This window comes from Rhodococcus tukisamuensis NBRC 100609, assembly GCF_001894985.1.
Lineage (GTDB): Bacteria > Actinomycetota > Actinomycetes > Mycobacteriales > Mycobacteriaceae > Rhodococcus_G > Rhodococcus_G tukisamuensis.
Genome location: NZ_BCXG01000002.1, coordinates 193,402 through 212,081, shown reverse-complemented (window position 1 = coordinate 212,081; position 18,680 = coordinate 193,402). Strand labels below are relative to the sequence as shown.

Here is an 18,680-nt window from a genome sequence, read left to right as displayed (position 1 = left end):
GACGAGTGACAGGCCGGACTCGGTGAACGTGCCCGCCCGCGCGGCCGGGTGCGCGCTCGCCCTGGTCGGTTGGAGCAACTGGCTGCTGCCCGCGCTGCGTCTGGGGCCGGACGGTCGCGCGGCCGCGAACACGGCCCTGGCGGTCGGGTTCACCGGCCTGGCGCTGGGATCCGGAGCGAGCGTGGCCGAGCTCGGGCTCGAGCTGCGGCGCGGGTTGCCGCGCGCCGCCGCGGTCGCCGCGGTGCCTGCCCTGGCGTACGCGGCGGCGCTGGCCGTCCCGTCGTTGACGGCACCGCTGCTGGCGCCGCGCATCGGTGAGCCCCCGATCCGCGGGCGGGCCGAGTTCGCCCGCTGGGTGGGCGTGCAGATCCCGTTCGGCACGGTGCTCGCCGAGGAACTGCTGTTCCGTTCCGTGCTGCACGCGCAGGTGCGGCGGGCCTGGCCGCGCGCCGGGGGAGCGGTCGGAGCGCTCGCGTTCGGGCTCTGGCACGTGCGGCCGGCACGGGTGGCGGGTGATCCGGTTGCCGCGACCGTCGCCGTCACCGCCGCGTCCGGCCTGCTCTTCGACCGGCTCCGACGCGACGGCGGCGTACTGGCGCCCATGTTGCTGCACCTGTCGGTGAACGTCGGCGGCGCGCTGGCCGCCCGTTGGGCTGCCGGTAGGTTGGCGCGGTGACCGCACGCCGCAAGATCGACCCCGCGCAGCTGCGGGACGCACTGCTGACCGTCCGGGACTGGGTCGGCGCCCCCGACACGGACGACGCCTCAGCGGCTGCCGCCCCCGCCCGCGCCGAGCTGGCCGCCGCGGTTCGCCTCAGCGCCCGGACCCTGGAGAACGTCGCGCCGGGTTCGTCGGTGGAGGTCCGCGTCCCGCCGTTCGTCGCGGTCCAGTGCATCGCGGGCCCGCGGCACACCCGCGGCACGCCGCCCAATGTCGTGGAGACCGACCCGCGCACCTGGCTGAAGCTGGTCACCGGGGGGCTGACCTTCGAGGCGGCCGCGGCCGCGGGCGCGCTCACCGCGTCGGGCACCCGAGCGGGGGAGATCGCACACTGGCTCCCACTGCTGCGCCTGTGACCGACGCTCGCCTGTGACCGACGCTACAGCCCGGCACTGTAGAGATACCGGTGGTAGGAGCACCCCTGCGAGGGCCGTAGACTGAACTTGCCCCCCACACCCATCCCCTAGGGAGCAACCCCGGTGACTCCAGCCGAATTGTCGGTCAACAGTCCGAATCTCCTCGCCGCCGTGCCCCCACCGGGCATGTCCGATCAGGACGAGCAACCACCCCGCGAGGAGTGTGGCGTCTTCGGCGTCTGGGCTCCCGGCGAGGATGTGGCGAAGCTCACTTACTACGGGCTGTATGCACTGCAGCACCGCGGCCAGGAGGCGGCCGGCATCGCCGTCGCCGACGGCGCGCAGGTGCTGGTGTTCAAGGACCTCGGCCTGGTCAGTCAGGTGTTCGACGAGCAGACGCTCGGTGCGATGTCGGGCCATGTCGCCGTCGGGCACTGTCGGTACTCCACCACCGGCTCGACCACGTGGGAGAACGCGCAGCCGATCTTCCGGACCACCGCGGCGGGCACTGGCATCGCTCTCGGTCACAACGGCAACCTGGTCAACACGGCCGAGCTCGCTGCCCGGGCCCGCGAGGCCGGACTGGTCAACGACAAGCGTCCCGGCGGCGCCACCTCGGACTCCGACATCGTCGGCGCGCTGCTCGCGCACGCGGCCGCGGACCGGACCGTCGAGCAGGCCGCGATGGAACTGCTGCCCACCCTGCGTGGCGCGTTCTGCCTGACCTTCATGGACGAGCACACCCTGTACGCGGCGCGTGACCCGCACGGTGTCCGCCCGCTCTGCCTCGGTCGGCTCGACCGTGGCTGGGTGGTCGCCAGCGAGACCGCCGCCCTCGACATCGTCGGCGCGTCCTTCGTGCGCGACATCGAGCCCGGCGAGCTGCTCGCGATCGACGCCGACGGCGTCCGCTCCTCGCGTTTCGCGAACCCCACGCCCAAGGGCTGTGTCTTCGAGTACGTCTACCTCGCCCGTCCGGACAGCGTCATCGGCGGACGATCGGTGCACTCGACCCGAGTCGAGATCGGCCGTCGGCTGGCCAAGGAACACCCGATCGACGGCGACCTGGTCATCCCGGTCCCCGAGTCGGGTACGCCCGCCGCGGTCGGCTACGCGCAGGGCTCGGGAATTCCGTACGGCCAGGGTCTGATGAAGAACGCCTACGTGGGCCGTACCTTCATCCAGCCGTCGCAGACGATTCGTCAGCTCGGCATCCGGCTCAAGCTGAACCCGCTCAAGGAGGTCATCCGCGGCAAGCGGCTGATCGTGGTGGACGACTCCATCGTCCGCGGCAACACCCAGCGGGCACTGATCCGGATGCTCCGCGAGGCCGGTGCGCTGGAGATCCACGTGCGGATCGCGTCGCCGCCGGTGAAGTGGCCGTGCTTCTACGGCATCGACTTCGCCTCCCCGGCGGAGCTGATCGCCAACGGTGCGGGCGTGAGCGAGGCCGACGGCAGCGCCACCAGCATGGACGAGATGCTCGAAGGTGTGCGCCGGTCGATCGGCGCCGACACCCTCGGGTACGTCTCGATCGAGGGCATGATCGCCGCGACGGAACAGCCGGCCTCCCGGCTGTGCTCCGCGTGCTTCGACGGTCACTACCCGATCGCGTTGCCCAAGGAGACCTCGATGGGCAAGAACGTGCTCGAGGGGATGCTCGACGTCACCGCGGGCGCCCCGACGAAGCCGGACAACGACAACGCGAGTGCGCTGAGTCGGCCCTAGCCCCGCGCCGAGACCGCATAATGCGAGTCGTACCGGCACGCACACCACCCGGGTCGTCCACGTCCTGGGACCAACCACAGTGCTCTGACGGCACTGTCGAGAACACAGCTGGAGTCAGAACGCGATGACCGAGGACCAGAACCCCCGCCCCACCGGCGCCTCCTACGCGGCGGCGGGTGTCGACATCGCCGCCGGCGACCGGGCCGTCGAGCTTTTTGCGCCGCTCGCGAAGAAGGCCAGTCGCCCGGAGGTGCTCGGCGGCCTCGGCGGCTTCGCCGGTCTGTTCGCCCTCAAGGGCGGTTACCGGGAGCCGCTGTTGGCGGCCTCCACCGACGGGGTCGGGACCAAGATCGCGGTCGCGCAGGCGATGGACAAGCACGACACGCTGGGCCTGGACCTGGTGGCGATGGTCGTCGACGACCTCGTGGTGTGCGGCGCCGAGCCGCTGTTCCTGCAGGACTACATCGCGGTCGGCCGGGTCGTGCCCGAGCGGGTCGCGGAACTGGTCAAGGGCATCGCCGACGGCTGCATCATCGCCGGCTGCGCGCTGCTCGGCGGCGAGACCGCGGAGCACCCCGGCCTGATGGCCGACGGTGACTACGACCTCTCGGCCACCGGCGTCGGTGTCGTCGAGGCGGATTCCGTGCTCGGCCCCGACCGGGTCCGTCCGGGCGACGTGGTGATCGGCATGGGCTCCTCGGGCCTGCACTCCAACGGCTACTCGCTGGCCCGCAAGGTGCTGCTCGAGATCGACCGGATGCCGCTGACCGGCCACGTCGAGGAGTTCGGCCGCACGCTCGGCGAGGAACTGCTCGAGCCGACCAAGATCTACGCCAAGGACTGCCTGGCTCTGGCCGCCGAGACCGACGTGCGCACGTTCTGCCACGTCACCGGCGGCGGACTGGCGAACAACCTGGCCCGGGTCATGCCCAAGGGCCTGGTCGCGGAGCTGGACCGCGGCAGCTGGAGCCCGGCACCGGTGTTCGCGATGATCGCCCAGCGCGGCCGCGTCGAGCGCGCCGAGATGGAGCAGACGTTCAACATGGGCGTCGGCATGGTCGCGATCGTGGCGCCGGAGGACGTGGACCGCGCGCTGGCCGTGCTCACCGCCCGGCACATCGACTGCTGGACCATGGGTACCGTCTCGAAGGCGTCGGACAAGCAGGACGGCTCCGGCCAGGCGCACCTGGTGGGCGACCACCCGCGCTTCTAGGCAACGACAAACGGTCCGGACACCCCGTATTCCCATCGGGGTGTCCGGACCGTTGTCGTATCCGGGGATAAATTGGGCGCCGCTGAGCGCGCGCTGCCGCAGATGCGGAAATGAGGGGAGCCTGTGGGCTCCCCTCACTTGTCAGCTGCGTTGGTCAGCGGCGCCAGTCGTCGGAGTCGTCGTCGTCCCAGCGCGAACGACCATCCGAGTCGGACCGCTGGTCGGTGCCGACCCCGGTCCGATGCGAGCTGGACGAGCTTCCCGACAGTTCTTGCTGAAGGCTAGAGAAGTCCGTGGACGGCGAGCTGTACTTGAGCTCACGCGCAACCTTGGTCTGCTTTGCCTTAGCCCGGCCGCGGCCCATGGCTAACCCCCTCGCGCTTTCGCGGGGCGGCCTGGGGAATTTGGCGGCCCCGTTTGAGTGTGTGTTTCTTCCTGACCCACACTCTAGCCTGAGAAAGGATTTGCCGCTCCTTCCCCTGGCAGTCCGGGGTGTCTGAATTATCTCAACGCGCCCGGAACAGCCCGAATGGTGCCGACTCGCACGCCTCCGCCGAGGACTGGCGGCGACGCCAGCCCCGCGAGGTCCTCGGTCCACTCGACGCCGAGGCGGTGCAGCAGCGCCGCGGCGAGGGGCAGCCGGGCCCGCTCGTGGCCGTCGTCGATCTTGAGGGCGAAGGCGGTGCCGTCGGGCAGCGCGCCCGCGTGCACACCGTCGGCCCCGGCCTTGCAGACCAGGCCCGGCACCGCGGCCATCAGCTGCGCATCGTCCGCGCCGGTGCCCGAGATCAGCCAGGGATGGTCGCGGATCGCGTCCGCGACCGCCCGTTCCGGGCTCCCCGGCGGCGCGGTGACGAGGCGGGAGAAGGCGTGGGCGAGGGCCGTCAACGCCAACGGAATGGTCGGCAGCCCACAGCCGTCGATGCCGTGGTCGGACTCGATCTCGCCGGCCAGGTCGGAGACGGTGTCGAGCACGGCCTGCTGCAGCGGATGGGCCGGGTCGAGGTAGCTGTCGAGGGGCCAGCCGCGGGCCACGCACACCGCGAGCATCGCCGCATGCTTGCCGGAGCAGTTCATGAAGATTCGTCGACGCAGACCACCTGAGGCGAGCACCCGGGCCCGGGCCACCTCGTCGGACGGCAGGTCCGGCGGGCACTGCAAGCGGTTCTCGTCGACTTCGGTGCGCTGCAGCAGCCCGTGGACCACCGCGACGTGCTCCGGTTCACCGTGGTGCGAGGCGGTGGCCAGGGCCAGTTCGCGGCTGTCGGCGGGGACGAACCCGCTGCGCAGCATTCCGACCGCCTGCATGGGCTTGCTGGACGAACGGGGGTAGGTCGGGGTGTGCACCTCACCGATGGCGAGCAGGACCTCGCCGTGCGGGTCCAGCAGCACTGCGGAACCCCGGTGCACGCACTCGCGGAGACCGGACCGGACCACCTCGACAAGTTCGACGCTCAATACTCCACCTGCACCTTCAGCCCGGTGATCCGTCGGCGTGCCTTGTCCTCGACACTAGGCGACAGGTCGGGTTGTTGCGCGAGCAACAGCGCCAGCCGTTCCGGGTCGCGGCCGGTGAACAGGTCGCGGACCGTGACGCCGTGCGCCGGGACGTGCACGCGTTCGATCGCGTCGCCGGCCACGACCCGTCCGCCGCGGACCACCCGAAGGTAGGCGCCGGTGTCGGCGCGCTCGGCGAACCGTTTGACCCAGCCGGGCTCCGCTGCCCAGACGCCGAAGGTGCCGCACGGGGTTCGTGGGCCCGTCACCTCGAGTTCCGGCGCGTCGTCGCGGTCGCCGAGCCGCCAGCGCTCGCCGATGACCGCGTCGCTGGTGGGGAGCCCGCTCACGCGCAGGTTCTCCCCGAACCAGCCGGCGGGCAGGTCGCGGCCCAGTTCCGCCGCCCACCGCCTGGCCTCGTCCTCCTGGTAGGCGTAGACCGCCTTGAAGGCGCCGCCGTGGTGCTCGGTGTCGCACACCCGGTCGCCGTCGAGCCCGGCCGCATGGACGCCCACCGGGCCGGCCACAGGGCGCTTGTCGATCGCGGTGCGCGGCACCCGCCGGGTGCCGCTGTCGCGCTCGGCGAACAGCACGCAGACCGCTTCGACGCGGCCCGCCGCCGGTGCGAGCCCGGTCACCGTCCGCGGAGCCGGTCGACGGCGGCACGGCCCGCCTGGACGGCGTCGTAGCTGGGGACGGAGTCCGCGTCGATGGCCGCGGCGGTGCCGCCGACGACGAGCGGGGTCTCGGCCGGCACGGTCCGCTTGACCAGGGCCAGCGCGATGGGGCCGAGCTCGTGGTGGTCCACGACGGTGCCGACCGTGCCCACGGCGCGACCGTCCGCGGTGACGGCGTCACCCGGCTGCGGCAGGGTGTCCGCCGAGCCGTCGAGGTGTAGCAGCACCAGGTGCCGCGGCGGCTTGCCCAGGTTGTGCACCCGAGCCACTGTCTCCTGGCCGCGGTAGCAGCCCTTGTCGAGGTGGACCGCGCCGTGCTCGGTGACTCCGCCGATCCAACGGACCTCGTGCGGGATCGTGCGTTCGTCGGTGTCGAGGCCGATCCGGGGGCGCAGTGCGGCCACCCGCAGCGCCTCGAACGCCCAGCTGCCCGCGGGAGCGGCGCCGGCCCCGGTCAGGGCCGCCCACCAGTGGCCGAGCCGGTCGCGGGGGACCACGAGGTCCCAGGCGTGCTCGCCGGGCCACGGCATGGTGCGGAGGAAGCCGCCGCCGGCCACGGCGACGGCGCCGTAGACACCGGGCAGCTCGCCGACGCCGAGCGCCTCGAGGATCCGGGGCCGTCGGATGTCGGGGCCGAGCAGGGTGAGCACCGCCATGTCGGGTGCCGGCTTGGGCTCGGCCTTCGCCCAGAACACCATCTTCTGCAGGAACCCGAGCAGGTCGGGGCCGTACTTCGGTTCGGTGTCGATCCACGTCACCTCGTCGAGATCGGTGAGCACGAAGTGGTGTTCGATGCGACCGTTGAGGTCGAGGCTGAGGTTCTCCGCCGACGCGCCGTCGGGCAGGTTCGCGACGTGCTGGCTGGAGATCGTGTGCAGCCAGCTGAGACGTTCGGCGCCGGCAATGGAGAGGACGTACCGGTTCGATCGGTCGACGATCGCGGCGGTGGTCTCGGCCGATCGCTGCTCGCGCAACGGATCCCCGTAGTGCCAGGCGACACCCGCGTCGAGGGAATCGTCGGGGGCCGGCACGGCGCCGGGGAGGGTGAGCAGGGGACTCGTGGTGATGCTCGGTGACTCGGACACACCTCCATACTAGGAGCGCGGTGCACAGCGGTGCCGCGCCGAAGGGCGCGCCGATAGGCTTGGGGCATGGCTGATCAGGTGCTGGTGACCCTGGACGGCGTCGTGCACGATCCCGACGCCCCCCTGCTGCATGCGGACGACCTGGGTGCGGTGCGCGGCGACGGCGTCTTCGAGACGGTGCTGGTGCGCGACGGGGCGCCGTGCACCATCGAGCTGCACCTGGCGCGGCTGCGGAGGTCCGCGGCGGCGTTGGACCTGCCGGAGCCGGACCTCGACGACTGGCGGATCGCGGTCGGGCTGGCGCTCGACGAGTGGGGCGCCGACCGCGAGGGCATCATGCGCCTGGTGCTCAGCCGCGGGCGTGAGTCCGGCGGCGGGCCCACCGGGTACCTCACGGTCGGCCCGGTCGCGGACCGGGTCGAGGCCGCCCGCCGGGACGGGGTGTCGGTGCTCACGCTCGCCCGCGGGTACTCGGTCGACATGGCCGCGACGGCGCCGTGGCAGCTGCTGGGGGCCAAGACCCTGTCGTATGCGACCAACATGGCGGCGCTGCGGCACGCGCACGCGCGCGGCGCCGACGACGTGATCTTCACGAGCAGCGAGGGCATGGTGCTGGAGGGACCGAGGTCGACGGTGCTGATCTCGCGCGGACGGACGCTGATCACCCCGCCGATCGAGCACGGGATCCTGCCCGGGACCACCCAGCAGGCCTTGTTCGAGGTGGCCGGAGCGCACCGGTTCCGGTGCGAGGTCGATGCTTTGAGGCCCGCGGATCTCATTCTGGCGGACGGACTCTGGCTGCTGTCGAGTGTGACTCTCGCCGCACGGGTGCACACCCTGGACGGGCTGAGCCTGCCGGCCCCGGAGATCGCGGACGAGGTGTCGTCGCTGGTGGGCCTGGCCGCGGAGACGGTAGGGGTCGAGCTCGACGCGGCCTGATGCCCGGACAGGTCGCCTTGACATTGGTACTACGACTAGTAGTAGATAAAGACCTGCGGCATACCGCCGCGGGAGATACCTTTTGATGCGGGACTGAGGCGTCAGCCCACGACCTCGGTTCCGGCATGCCTGTCCAACGGGCCCTGTCTGGGAGTTGTCAATGGACGCACTGGATGTTTCGCGCTGGCAGTTCGGAATCACAACCGTCTACCACTTCATTCTCGTCCCCCTGACGATCGGGCTCGCCCCGCTGATCGCCGTGATGCAGACAATGTGGGTGATCACCAAGAAGGATCACTGGTACCGGCTCACCAAGTTCTTCGGCAAGTTCTTCCTCATCAACTTTGCGCTCGGCGTCGCCACCGGCATCGTGCAGGAGTTCCAGTTCGGCATGAACTGGAGCGAGTACAGCCGCTTCGTCGGCGACGTGTTCGGCGCACCCCTGGCGCTCGAGGGACTGGTGGCCTTCTTCCTCGAGTCGACGTTCCTCGGACTGTGGATCTTCGGCTGGGGCCGGCTGCCGAAACTCGTTCACCTGGCCACGATTTGGCTGGTCGCGATCGGCGTCAACGCGTCCGCGTTCTTCATCATCGCCGCAAACTCGTTCATGCAGCACCCGGTCGGTGCGGTGTACAACGAGGAACGCGGTCGGGCCGAGCTCACCAGTATCTGGGAGCTGCTGACGAACAACACTGCGCTGGCGGCTTTCCCGCACGTGGTGGCGGGTGCGTTCCTCACCGCGGGCACCTTCATCGCCGGTATCGGCGGCTGGTGGATGGTGCGCAACATGCGCAGGGCCAAGGCGGCCACGGACCCCGTGGTCGCGGCCGCCAACGAGAACACCGCCAGGACCATGTTCCGCCCGGTCACGATCTTCGCCATGTGGGTGATGGTGGCCTCGGGCGTCGGCCTCGCGATCACCGGTGACATCCAGGCCAAGCTGATGTTCGAGCAGCAGCCGATGAAGATGGCCTCCGCGGAATCGTTGTGCCACACCGAGACCGGCGCAGATTTCTCGATCCTGACGGTCGGCACGCAGAACAACTGCGAGAACATCACCCAGCTCATCAGCATCCCGGGGCTCACCTCGTTCCTGGCGAACGGCGACCCCAACTCCACCCTGATGGGCGTCACCGAGCTGCAGGCCCAGTACGAGGAGCAGTTCGGGCCGGGCAACTACAAGCCCAACCTGTTCGTCACCTATTGGACGTTCCGCGCGATGATCGGGTGGGCGGCCGGCTCGGCCATCCTCGCCGTGGTCGGGCTGTGGATGACCCGCGGCGGCCGGGTGCCGGACCAGAAGTGGTTCGGCTGGCTGTCCCTCCTCGCCATCCCCACGCCGTTCCTCGGCAACAGCGCCGGCTGGGTGTTCACCGAGATGGGCCGCCAGCCCTGGGTGGTGCATCCGAATCCGACCGGGGTGGACCAGATCCGGCTGCTGGTCGATCAGGGTGTCTCCGATCATCCGACCGCTCTCGTGTTCGCCTCGCTGATCACCTTCACGCTGGTCTACGCCGCGCTCGGTGTCGTCTGGTTCATGCTGATCCGCCGGTACGCGATTGCAGGTCCCTCGGACCACGACATGCGTCCGCCGGGCGACGAAGTGCCGCCGGACGACTCGGGTGAACCCAAACAACTGTCGTTCGCGTACTGAGGCGGGAGAAGATCATGGGACTTCAAGAATTCTGGTTCATTCTCGTCGCGGTTCTCTTCGTCGGGTACTTCGTGCTCGAGGGCTTCGACTTCGGTGTCGGCATGCTGTTCCCGGTGCTCGGTCGTACCGACACCCGGCGTCGGGTGATGCTCAACACCATCGGTCCGGTGTGGGACGGCAACGAGGTCTGGCTGATCACCGCGGGCGGCGCGATGTTCGCGGCCTTCCCGGACTGGTACGCGACCCTGTTCTCGGGGTTCTACCTGCCGCTGCTGTTGATCCTCGTCGCGCTCATCCTGCGTATCTGCGCGATCGAGTGGCGCGGCAAGATCGACGACCCGACCTGGCGGGCGCGTTGTGACGTCGGCATCATGATCGGCTCCTGGGTGCCCGCGGTCCTCTGGGGCGTCGCCTTCGCGAACATCGTGCGGGGCGTGGCAATCGACGAGAACAAGAAGGTCGTCTCCGGGTTCTTCGAGTTGCTCAACCCGTACGCGCTGCTCGGCGGCGCGACGACGGCCATCGTGTTCGCGCTGCACGGCGCGGTGTTCCTCGCCCTCAAGACCTCCGGTGAGGTCCGCGAGGATTCGGTGAAACTCGCTGCACGACTGTCGATCCCGACGGTCGTGGTGGCCGGGGCGTTTGTGCTGTGGACACAGCTGGCCTACGGCAAGGGCTGGACGTGGATCCTGGTCGCGGTGGCGGCTGCCGCCCTGGTCGGGGTGGTCGCGCTGACGGCCGTCGCGCGGGAGGGCTGGGCGTTCGTGCTCACCACGGTCGCGGTGATCGCCACGGTGGTCCTGTTGTTCGGCTCGCTCTACCCGAACCTGATGCCGTCCACCATCGACGAGGCGTACAACCTGACGATCTACAACGCCTCGTCGAGCCCGTACACGCTCAAGGTGATGACTTGGGCGGCCGTGTTCGTGACGCCGGTGGTCATCGGATACCAGGCCTGGACGTACTGGGTGTTCCGCCAGCGGATCTCGACCGCACAGATCCCGCCGTCGATCGGTCTTCCCGCGAAGTCGCGTTAGATGCCGACCGAGACCGAGGCCGCGCCCGTGTCACCCACCCGCGGGCGCGGCCCGGTGGACCCGCGCCTGTGGCGCTACTCGCGGTCCGCCCGCGGCTACCTGCTCCTGACGGTGGCGCTCGCGCTGGTCACCGCGGTGACGGTCATCGTCTCCGCGGTGATGATCGGAACCGTGCTGGCCGGGGTGATCACCGACCCCGCGACCCGCAGCGTCGGCGCCTGGCGCACCGAACTGGCCGTCCTGGCCGGCGCGATCCTGGTGCGCACCGTGTCCACCTGGGCGCACGCGCGTTTCGCGCACCGGTCGGCGTCGCGGGTGATCGGTGAGCTGCGGGGCGAGTTGCTCACCGCGGCCACCGAGCTGTCGCCGCGCGAGCTCGACCCCCGCCGCGACGAGGTGGCGACGGTCCTCACCCGCGGGATCGAGGGCCTGCGTGCGTATCTCACCGGGTACCTGCCCGCCCTGCTGCTCGCGGTCACCGTCACCCCGCTGGCGCTGCTGGTCATCGCGCTCACCGACGTCACGTCAGCCGTGATCGTGGTGGTGACGCTGCCCCTGATCCCGGTGTTCATGATCCTGATCGGGCTGCTCACCCGGGGCAAGGCCGAGGCCTCGCTGGCCACCATGACCAGCCTGTCCGGGCAGCTTCTGGACCTGCTGGCGGGCCTGCCGACACTGCGGGCACTCGGCCGCGAGCGCGGACCGGCGGACCGGGTTCGCGAGCTCGGTGATGCGCACCGGCGCACCACCATGGCCTCGCTTCGGGTGGCGTTCCTGTCCTCGATGGTGCTCGAGTTGCTGGCCACGCTCAGCGTCGCCCTGATCGCGGTGAGCATCGGGCTCCGCCTGGTGTTCGGAAACATGGGTCTTCGGGACGGGGTGGTCGCGCTGATCCTGGCTCCGGAGGTGTACCTGCCGCTGCGGATGGTCGGGGCCCAGTTCCATGCCGCAGAGGACGGAAAGGCCGCCGCGGACAAGGCCTTCGACATTCTCGACGGTCGCGGGACCGGCCCGCTCGGGGGCGGCGAGGTGGCGGACTCGGCCACGGTGACGTTGCGCGGGGTGGGTGTGCGTTCGCGCGGGGGCTGGGCGCCGCGGCGCCTGGACGTGACCGCGGAGCCGGGACGGGTCACCGTTCTCGCCGGCGCCAACGGCTCCGGCAAGTCCACTGCGCTGCAACTGATCCTGGGTCTCGCGAACCCGGACGAGGGGGAGGTGCTGGCCGGCGGGACGCCGGTGCACCGGCTGGACACCACTCGGTGGTGGCACGAGGTGGCCTGGCTGCCGCAGCATCCGGTGCTGGTCCCGGGCACGCTGCGCGAGAACCTCGAGCTCACCGGTCCGGTGGACGCCGACGATTTGGACATCGAGAAAGCTTGTGCGGCAACCGGCTTCGATACGGTGCTCGCCGAACTGCCGGATCGCTGGGACACCACGGTCGGCGTCGGTGGTCTGGGGCTCTCGGTGGGGCAGCGCCAACGCCTCGCACTGACCCGGGTGCTGCTCTCGCCCGCGCCGGTCCTGTTGCTCGACGAGCCGACCGCGCACCTGGACGCCGACACGGAGGCGACGGTGCTCGCCTCGCTGCGCCGACTGGCCGCGGCCGGTCGGACCGTGCTGCTGGTGGGACATCGTCCGTCGGTGCTGGCCGCCGGCGACACCGTGGTGACCGCGCAGTCCGAGGCAGTGCCCTCCGGAACCGGGGAGGCGGCGGCATGAGCGATCCGTTGCTCCGCGCACTGCGCCTGCTCGACTTGAGCCCGCGACGGGTGGCCTACGCGGTGGTCGCCGGGGTGGCGACGCTCGGCAGCGCGCTGGCGCTGGCCGCGCTGTCCGCGTGGCTGATCACCCGGGCCTGGCAGATGCCGCCGGTGCTCGACCTGACAGTCGCCGTGGTGGCGGTGCGGGCGCTGGGCATCTCCCGCGGCATCTTCCGCTACCTCGAGCGGTTGGCCACCCACGACGCCGCCCTGCGGGGCACGGTGTCGGCGCGGGAGCGGATCTACCGGCGGCTGTCGGAGGGCGATCCGGCCGCGCCCGCCGGCCTGCGGCGCGGTGACCTGCTGGCCCGCACCGGGGCGGACGTCGACGCGCTCGGCGACGTGGTGGTACGGGCGCTGGTCCCGATCGCGGTCGCGGTGGTTCTCGCCCTCGTCGCGGTCGGTGGTCTGGCGTTGATCTCGCCCGCCGGTGCGCTGGTACTGGCCGTCGCACTGGCGGTTTCGGGGATCGCGGCGCCGATGCTCTCGGCGCGGGCTGCTCGAATGGCAGAGGCGGACGGTGCGCTCGCGGCGGCGCGGTTCAGCGAGTCCGCGGTCCTGGCCCTCGACCATGCCGCGGAACTGCGGGTGGCCGGCCGCCTGGACGAGATGCGCCGCCGGGCGCAGGCCTGGGAGCGTCAGGAGATCCGGGCGACGGATCGGGCGGCGGTACCCGCCGGGTTCGCCGCGGCCGCGACCCCGCTCGCCGTCGGTGCGAGCGTGTTCGGTGCCCTGCTGATCGGCATCGCGGCGTACGGCGTCGACGGGGGCACACCCGGCGCGATGACCCCGATGTCGCTGGCGATCCTGGTGCTGCTCCCGCTCGCCTCGTTCGAGGCGACGGCCGTGCTGCCGGCCGCCGCGGTCGCGCTGACCCGGGCCCGGATCGCGTCCGCCCGCATCATGGAACTGCTGGACCGGGCGGGGGAGGCGCCCGCGCCGAGCACGGCTCCGGTGACGGAACCGGTGCACGTGCGGGCCCGACAGTTGCGGTGCGGCTGGCCCGGCGGCACCGAAACCGACCCGATGGACCTGGACCTGCCGCCCGGTTCGCGGACCGCGGTGGTGGGACCGAGCGGCGCCGGCAAGACGGCGCTGCTGATGACCCTCGCGGGTCTGCTCGGCCCGGCTGCCGGCGACGTCACCGTGAACGGGGCGGCGGTCGGGGACCTGGACCCGGCCCAGGTGCGTCGCGAGGTCGGGTTCTTCGCCGAGGATGCGCACCTGTTCGAGACGTCACTGCTGGAGAACCTGCGGGTGGCCCGCGGCGACCTCGACCAGGCCGAGGCGTCGGCGACGTTGGAATCGGTGGGTCTGGGCGAGTGGCTCGCCGGACTGCCGGACGGCGTGCACACCTCTCTCGCGTCGGGAGGCCGGTCGCTGTCCGGGGGTCAGCGTCGCCGGCTCCTGCTCGCCAGGGCGCTGGTCTCGCCCGCGCAGGTGCTGCTGCTCGACGAGCCGACGGAACACCTCGACGCCGAGGAGGGCGCGGCGCTGCTTCGCGCGCTCCTCGACCGCTCCGGCAACCTGGTGGACCCGGGCCGAACGGTGGTCGTGGTGACGCATCAACTGCCGAGCGGCAGTGCCGTGGATCGGGTGCTCGAGGTGGGAGCCGACTGTAATGAGGCGAGCGGTCGGAGTGATCGAATCGTGACCGAACGGCCCGCTGTCGAGACCAAGCAGTGACACGAAACCCGATGGGCCGTCCGAGACCCCTGGCATAGTCACCGACGGAATGCTCGATCGAACGTCCTGACGACTGGGGAGTGGTCCATGGGAGCGTTGATTCGAAGTCTGGTAGGCGGCGTCGTGGTCGGGTTGGCGTCGGTCCTGGTAGCGGCGACGGCGGGGGCCGGCAGTGCGGCCGCGCTTCCGGTCTACCCGGTGGCCGACCCGGATCCCTTCTTCAGCGCGCCGCCGGACCTGGCCGCGCATGCTCCCGGCGAGGTGCTCAAGCTCCGGCAGATGCCGCCCAACCTCTACTTTCCCGGGAGCCAGGTGTGGGAGGTGCTCTTCAGCACGAAGGACTCCCAGGGGCATCCGATGGCGGCGAACACCACCTTCCTGCTGCCGCCGAACCGCGTCCCGGACGGTCCGCTGGTGTCGTACCAGCACATCATCAACGCGCTCGGGAACAAGTGCAAGATCGCGACCGAGCTCTACACGACCGACCCGTTCACCCAGATCCGGGAGGCGCCCGGCCTGAACATCGCGCTCGCGCGGGGGTGGGCGGTGACACTTCCCGACCATCTCGGGCCGAGGATGGCGTACGGCGCCGCGAAACTCGGCGGGCAGATCACCCTCGACGGGCTCAAGGCCGTGCGGAAGATTCCCGAGTTCCAGGCGGCGAACAGCCCGATCGGTCTGGCCGGCTACTCCGGGGGCGGGATGGCGACCGGATGGGCCGCCGCGATGGCACCCACCTACGCGCCCGAACTGAACATCGTCGGCGCGGCCCAGGGCGGCGTCCCGATGAACCTGGGGAAGATGGCCCAGGCGCTCGGCGCGAACCCGCATCCGGCCTTCGGCCTCGCGATGGCGGCCGCGCTGGGGCTCGAACGCGAGTACCCGGACCGGATCAACGTGTCGGGCCAGCTCAACGACCAGGGCCGCTGGCTCCAGGACATGATCAAGAACGGCTGTACCAACGAGATCATGTTCTGGGGCATCGGGCGCAGCGCGGCGCAGGTGACGGACAACAAGGACTTCATGAACTATCCGGCCGCCTGGGAGGTGATGGACGAGAACAGCCTCGAGCTGTACCCGGGCGTCCCGGACTTCCCGATCTTCGAATGGCACAGCCCCACCGACGGATTGATCCCGGTCGACTCCATCGACAACACCCTGCGGCGTTACTGCGGGGCGGGCACTCCGGTGGAGTCGCTCCTGACGCCCACCCCGGACCATCTCTCCGCCGCGGTCCTGGGTCTGCCGCGGGCGCTCGACTGGATGGAGGACAGGTTCCGCGGGGACGCCGCGCCGTCCACCTGCTGACCTGCGCACGGACCGGAAAATAATCCGTTGCACACCCTCGTGGCCGGGCGTACCTTCGTCCGTACACGAGGAAGGAGGTGGTCTGAAGTTGAAGAACTACAGGACGCGTGAGGTGGCTGTCAGCTAGCCGCGCCAGCGGAATTCACTGACCGCGTGTGCGGCTGGCGAATCCCCGACAGTCACCCGGCCCCCGAGCCCCCGGTCAGTCCCGACCGGGACTGTGCGACGACAAGCGTCCGTCGGCGGTACGGCTCGGGGGCCGTTCGGCGTCGACGGACAGCGATCAGACGGAGGGGCAGCGATCAGACGGGAGTGCTACCCGATGTAGCGGGACAGCCTCGCGGACAGGTGCGGCTTCAGCGGACCGTCGGCGAGGATGCGCTCCTCGACGTAGGCGAGGTCACCGCCCTCGACGATGCCGTAGAGGCGCTTGGCGCCGCCGACCAACGCCCCGTGCTTGCTGCGGATGACGACGTCGGTCGCCAGTTCCCAGCTGGACTGGGTGAGCGCCTGGCCGTAGTACAGCTCGACGACGCCGGAGGCGTGCGTGAGCAGCAGTTCGACGGTCTCCTCGTCGACGCTGCCGGGGATGCCGTCGCCGCTGACCCGCCAGAACCCGCTCTCGCGCAGGTCCGGTCCGGTGTACTGACCGTCGACGTCCAGGCGCCAGGACCGTGACTCCCAGGACAGGAAGTTGCCGCCGTCGTGGCTGACGACCACCTGCTGGCCGAACCGGTACTCGCCCTCGAGGTCGTGTCCCTCGCCCTCGCCGCGCCAGACGCCGACGAGCGGCAGCAGCGCGAGCAGGCCGGGATGCAGGTCGGGGCCGAGGCGCAGGTTCGCGGTCTCCTCGGGCAGCGGAAGTCCGGACAGCACCGGGATGTTGCGCCCGGCAGTGTCTTTGGACCGCTCGATCGCGTCGGCCACGGCCTTGTCGCCGGAGCCGCGTTGCACGGCCGGCTGGTCGGGGGACTGATCGTCCTCGGGGACCCCGGTCGGACTCACGGCTGGTCGGTGACCAAGCGGTACACGACGTAGAGCGAGAACCAGGTAATCAGAATGGCTGCGAGAACCAGCAGCACCTCGAAGAAAATGACCACGGCGTCATTCTAGACCGGGCCGCCGGATCCGGCCGCCTCGGGTGGCGCAGGTGCGTGGGGTGGCGTCCGGACCTGGGTCCGGACGCACGACGGCCCCGTCCCGGGCGAACCGGGAGCGGGGCCGTGACGCGACGCGTCCTACTTGCTGACGGTGATGTCCACGTTGTGGATGCCGCTGCCCTCGGGTGAGAGGGTGGTGTCGCCGTTGCCGGTGCTGGACAGTGCACGCACGGTCCAGGTGCCCGGGGCGGCGAAGAAGCGGAAGTCGCCGGTGCCGGACGCGACGACCTCGGCGGTGAACTCGCCGGTGCCGTCGAGCAGGCGGACGAACGCGCCGCCGACGGGCTGGCCGTCAGCGCTCAGCACGCGACCGGTGATGACGGTTTCCTTCTCGACGTTGACGCCGGACGGCAGGGTCTGACCCTGAACAGGTGCTCCGCACATGATTTATGCTCCCAATTCGATCGGTGCGCCGACGAGAGAGCCGTACTCGACCCAGCTGCCGTCGTAGTTCTTGACATTGCTCTTGCCCAGGATCTCCTGCAGCACGAACCAGGTGTGGCTCGACCGCTCGCCGATACGGCAGTACGCGATGGTCTCGCGGCTGTCGTCGAAGCCCTTCGCGGCGTACAGCTTCTCCAGGTCGTCGTCCGACTTGAAGGTGCCGTCCTCGTTGGCGGTGGTGCTCCACGGGATGTTGATGGCGCCGGGGACGTGGCCCCGCTGCTGCGCCTGCTCCTGCGGGAGGTGCGCCGGCGCGAGGATCTTGCCGGAGAACTCGTCGGGCGAGCGCACGTCGACGAGGTTCTTGCTTCCGATGGCGTTGATGACCTCGTCGCGGAACGCGCGGATGGAGGTGTCCGGCTCGGCGGCCTTGTAGTCGGTGACCGGGCGGGTGACCTCGGCTGCCGACAGCGGGCGGCCGTCGAGCTCCCACTTCTTGCGGCCACCGTCGATCAGCTTGATGTCCTGGTGGCCGTACAGCTTGAAGTACCAGTACGCGTACGCCGCGAACCAGTTGTTGTTGCCGCCGTAGAGCACGACGGTGTCGTCGTTGGAGATGCCCTTGGCGGACAGCAGCTCGGAGAACTGCTCCCGGTTGAGGAAGTCCCGGCGGACGGCGTCCTGCAGGTCCTTTCGCCAGTCGAGCTTGACTGCGCCCTCGATGTGGCCGCCGTCGTATGCCGAGGCATCTTCGTCGACCTCGACGAAGACCGTCTTCGGGGCGGAGAGATTCTGCTCTGCCCAGTCGGCTGAGACCAGGACGTCGGAGCGAGCCATGGGTTTCCTTTCGTTCTTACTGCTTGGGTCTGGGTGGGAGGCGCGGACTACGTCGCAAGCCGCGTCGGACCGCGGAAGCGGGCCACGAGTGGGTAGATCTGACATCCGAGGCAGATGCCGAACGCCGCATTGAGCAGGGCGGCGAAGAGGGCGAAGCCGGTGGCGACCGCGCCGAGCACGGCCAGGCCGGTGAGGAACCCGGCGACGCCGACGACGGCGAACGCCAGGCCGACGAGCTGCGCGAACTTCAGCGGCGCGGCCGGTTCGCGTTCGCTGGTCGGTGCCAGTCGCGGCGCCACGAACAGGGCGAAGACCTGCCCGTACGGGCTGCGACGCGGGCCGAGGGCGGCGCCGATCGCGAACACCACGGCCTGCACGGCAAGCAGCAGGCCGGCCGCGACCGCGGAGACGGTGGACAACGCGAGGACGGCGACGAGGACCGCGGTGGTGATCCAGGCAGCGAAGCGTGGTCCGCGGACGTCGACCTGTGCCGGCGTCGAACTGGTTACGGATTGGGGCGTGAAGGTAGGCATCGGGATGTGCTCCTGCGCTCGAACGAGTGCCTCGTGAGTACGTGAAGACCGTGGTTACGTGAAGAGGGCGCGTGTTCCGATCGGCACGGCGCGGGGCTCAGGCGG

18 protein-coding genes are annotated in these 18,680 nt (G+C 70.4%); 10 read left to right on the top strand and 8 right to left on the bottom strand.

Going from position 1 to position 18,680, the window contains the following annotated elements:
• Positions 1 to 22 precede the first annotated feature (22 nt).
• The 4 genes from RT2_RS03060 (at position 23) to purM (ending at position 4,018) form a co-directional block, all read left to right on the top strand.
• A complete protein-coding gene (locus RT2_RS03060) occupies positions 23 to 676 on the top strand; it encodes a CPBP family intramembrane glutamic endopeptidase (RefSeq protein WP_072843045.1) in 654 nt (217 codons plus the stop codon).
• Complete coding sequence (locus RT2_RS03055) at positions 673 to 1,077, top strand: sterol carrier family protein (RefSeq protein WP_072843044.1); 405 nt, start codon at positions 673 to 675, stop codon at positions 1,075 to 1,077. The genes RT2_RS03060 and RT2_RS03055 overlap by 4 nt, the downstream gene beginning before the upstream one ends.
• A gap of 123 nt (positions 1,078 to 1,200) precedes the next feature.
• Positions 1,201 to 2,805: an amidophosphoribosyltransferase gene (gene purF, locus RT2_RS03050; RefSeq protein WP_072843043.1), complete on the top strand. Its 1,605-nt coding sequence runs from the start codon at positions 1,201 to 1,203 to the stop codon at positions 2,803 to 2,805.
• Between the two features lie 124 nt (positions 2,806 to 2,929).
• The gene (gene purM / locus RT2_RS03045; RefSeq protein ID WP_072843042.1) at positions 2,930 to 4,018 is read left to right on the top strand and encodes a phosphoribosylformylglycinamidine cyclo-ligase; all 1,089 of its coding nucleotides are present in this window, start codon (positions 2,930 to 2,932) and stop codon (positions 4,016 to 4,018) included.
• Positions 4,019 to 4,172: 154 nt separating this feature from the next.
• Here the strand turns inward: purM and RT2_RS03040 are convergent, their stop codons facing one another.
• The 4 genes from RT2_RS03040 to ygfZ form a co-directional block, all read right to left on the bottom strand.
• A complete protein-coding gene (locus RT2_RS03040; protein ID WP_072843041.1) occupies positions 4,173 to 4,382 on the bottom strand; it encodes a DUF3073 domain-containing protein in 210 nt (69 codons plus the stop codon).
• A 137-nt stretch (positions 4,383 to 4,519) separates the two neighbouring features.
• Positions 4,520 to 5,476 carry an asparaginase gene (locus tag RT2_RS03035; RefSeq protein WP_072843040.1) on the bottom strand — a complete coding sequence of 319 codons (957 nt, stop codon included), beginning with the start codon at positions 5,474 to 5,476 and terminating at the stop codon, positions 4,520 to 4,522.
• Positions 5,473 to 6,153 (bottom strand): MOSC domain-containing protein, encoded by a 681-nt coding sequence (locus RT2_RS03030; protein ID WP_072843039.1) that lies wholly within the window; start codon positions 6,151 to 6,153, stop codon positions 5,473 to 5,475. Before RT2_RS03030 ends, RT2_RS03035 begins: the two co-directional genes overlap by 4 nt.
• Entirely contained in the window at positions 6,150 to 7,277 is a 1,128-nt protein-coding gene (gene ygfZ, locus RT2_RS03025) for a CAF17-like 4Fe-4S cluster assembly/insertion protein YgfZ (protein ID WP_072843038.1), read from the bottom strand. Before ygfZ ends, RT2_RS03030 begins: the two co-directional genes overlap by 4 nt.
• A 66-nt stretch (positions 7,278 to 7,343) precedes the next feature.
• On the opposite strand from ygfZ, the gene RT2_RS03020 reads away from it, so the two are divergent.
• The 6 genes from RT2_RS03020 to RT2_RS02995 all read left to right on the top strand — a co-directional run bounded on the left by RT2_RS03020 (position 7,344) and on the right by RT2_RS02995 (position 15,661).
• A complete protein-coding gene (locus RT2_RS03020; RefSeq protein ID WP_072843037.1) occupies positions 7,344 to 8,216 on the top strand; it encodes an aminodeoxychorismate lyase in 873 nt (290 codons plus the stop codon).
• 160 nt (positions 8,217 to 8,376) lie between these two features.
• On the top strand, positions 8,377 to 9,870 hold the full coding sequence (locus RT2_RS03015; RefSeq protein ID WP_072843036.1) for a cytochrome ubiquinol oxidase subunit I: 1,494 nt from the start codon (positions 8,377 to 8,379) through the stop codon (positions 9,868 to 9,870).
• A gap of 14 nt (positions 9,871 to 9,884) precedes the next feature.
• Positions 9,885 to 10,907, top strand: coding sequence for a cytochrome d ubiquinol oxidase subunit II (cydB, locus tag RT2_RS03010; RefSeq protein WP_072843035.1), 1,023 nt, complete (start codon positions 9,885 to 9,887; stop codon positions 10,905 to 10,907).
• Entirely contained in the window at positions 10,908 to 12,626 is a 1,719-nt protein-coding gene (cydD, locus tag RT2_RS03005) for a thiol reductant ABC exporter subunit CydD (RefSeq protein ID WP_072843034.1), read from the top strand.
• Entirely contained in the window at positions 12,623 to 14,353 is a 1,731-nt protein-coding gene (gene cydC, locus RT2_RS03000; RefSeq protein ID WP_072843033.1) for a thiol reductant ABC exporter subunit CydC, read from the top strand. The genes cydD and cydC overlap by 4 nt, the downstream gene beginning before the upstream one ends.
• A gap of 87 nt (positions 14,354 to 14,440) precedes the next feature.
• Positions 14,441 to 15,661, top strand: coding sequence for a lipase family protein (locus RT2_RS02995; RefSeq protein ID WP_072843032.1), 1,221 nt, complete (start codon positions 14,441 to 14,443; stop codon positions 15,659 to 15,661).
• 315 nt (positions 15,662 to 15,976) lie between these two features.
• Here the strand turns inward: RT2_RS02995 and RT2_RS02990 are convergent, their stop codons facing one another.
• The 4 genes from RT2_RS02990 to RT2_RS02975 all read right to left on the bottom strand — a co-directional run bounded on the left by RT2_RS02990 (position 15,977) and on the right by RT2_RS02975 (position 18,575).
• Positions 15,977 to 16,615: a heme-binding beta-barrel domain-containing protein gene (locus RT2_RS02990; protein ID WP_083577049.1), complete on the bottom strand. Its 639-nt coding sequence runs from the start codon at positions 16,613 to 16,615 to the stop codon at positions 15,977 to 15,979.
• 284 nt (positions 16,616 to 16,899) lie between these two features.
• The gene (locus RT2_RS02985) at positions 16,900 to 17,205 is read right to left on the bottom strand and encodes a DUF1416 domain-containing protein (protein ID WP_072843030.1); all 306 of its coding nucleotides are present in this window, start codon (positions 17,203 to 17,205) and stop codon (positions 16,900 to 16,902) included.
• Positions 17,206 to 17,208: 3 nt separating this feature from the next.
• On the bottom strand, positions 17,209 to 18,042 hold the full coding sequence (locus RT2_RS02980; protein WP_072843029.1) for a sulfurtransferase: 834 nt from the start codon (positions 18,040 to 18,042) through the stop codon (positions 17,209 to 17,211).
• Between the two features lie 47 nt (positions 18,043 to 18,089).
• Positions 18,090 to 18,575 (bottom strand): DUF4395 domain-containing protein, encoded by a 486-nt coding sequence (locus RT2_RS02975; protein WP_072843028.1) that lies wholly within the window; start codon positions 18,573 to 18,575, stop codon positions 18,090 to 18,092.
• Between the last annotated feature and the right edge of the window lie 105 nt (positions 18,576 to 18,680).

Coding starts and splice junctions, on each gene's coding strand:
- purM (WP_072843042.1), top strand. CDS start 2,930: ATGACCGAGGACCAGAACCCCCGCCCCACCGGCGCCTCCTACGCGGCG.
- RT2_RS03040 (WP_072843041.1), bottom strand. CDS start 4,382: ATGGGCCGCGGCCGGGCTAAGGCAAAGCAGACCAAGGTTGCGCGTGAG.
- RT2_RS03020 (WP_072843037.1), top strand. CDS start 7,344: ATGGCTGATCAGGTGCTGGTGACCCTGGACGGCGTCGTGCACGATCCC.
- RT2_RS03015 (WP_072843036.1), top strand. CDS start 8,377: ATGGACGCACTGGATGTTTCGCGCTGGCAGTTCGGAATCACAACCGTC.
- cydB (WP_072843035.1), top strand. CDS start 9,885: ATGGGACTTCAAGAATTCTGGTTCATTCTCGTCGCGGTTCTCTTCGTC.
- cydD (WP_072843034.1), top strand. CDS start 10,908: ATGCCGACCGAGACCGAGGCCGCGCCCGTGTCACCCACCCGCGGGCGC.
- cydC (WP_072843033.1), top strand. CDS start 12,623: ATGAGCGATCCGTTGCTCCGCGCACTGCGCCTGCTCGACTTGAGCCCG.
- RT2_RS02995 (WP_072843032.1), top strand. CDS start 14,441: ATGGGAGCGTTGATTCGAAGTCTGGTAGGCGGCGTCGTGGTCGGGTTG.
- RT2_RS02985 (WP_072843030.1), bottom strand. CDS start 17,205: ATGTGCGGAGCACCTGTTCAGGGTCAGACCCTGCCGTCCGGCGTCAAC.
- RT2_RS02980 (WP_072843029.1), bottom strand. CDS start 18,042: ATGGCTCGCTCCGACGTCCTGGTCTCAGCCGACTGGGCAGAGCAGAAT.
- RT2_RS02975 (WP_072843028.1), bottom strand. CDS start 18,575: ATGCCTACCTTCACGCCCCAATCCGTAACCAGTTCGACGCCGGCACAG.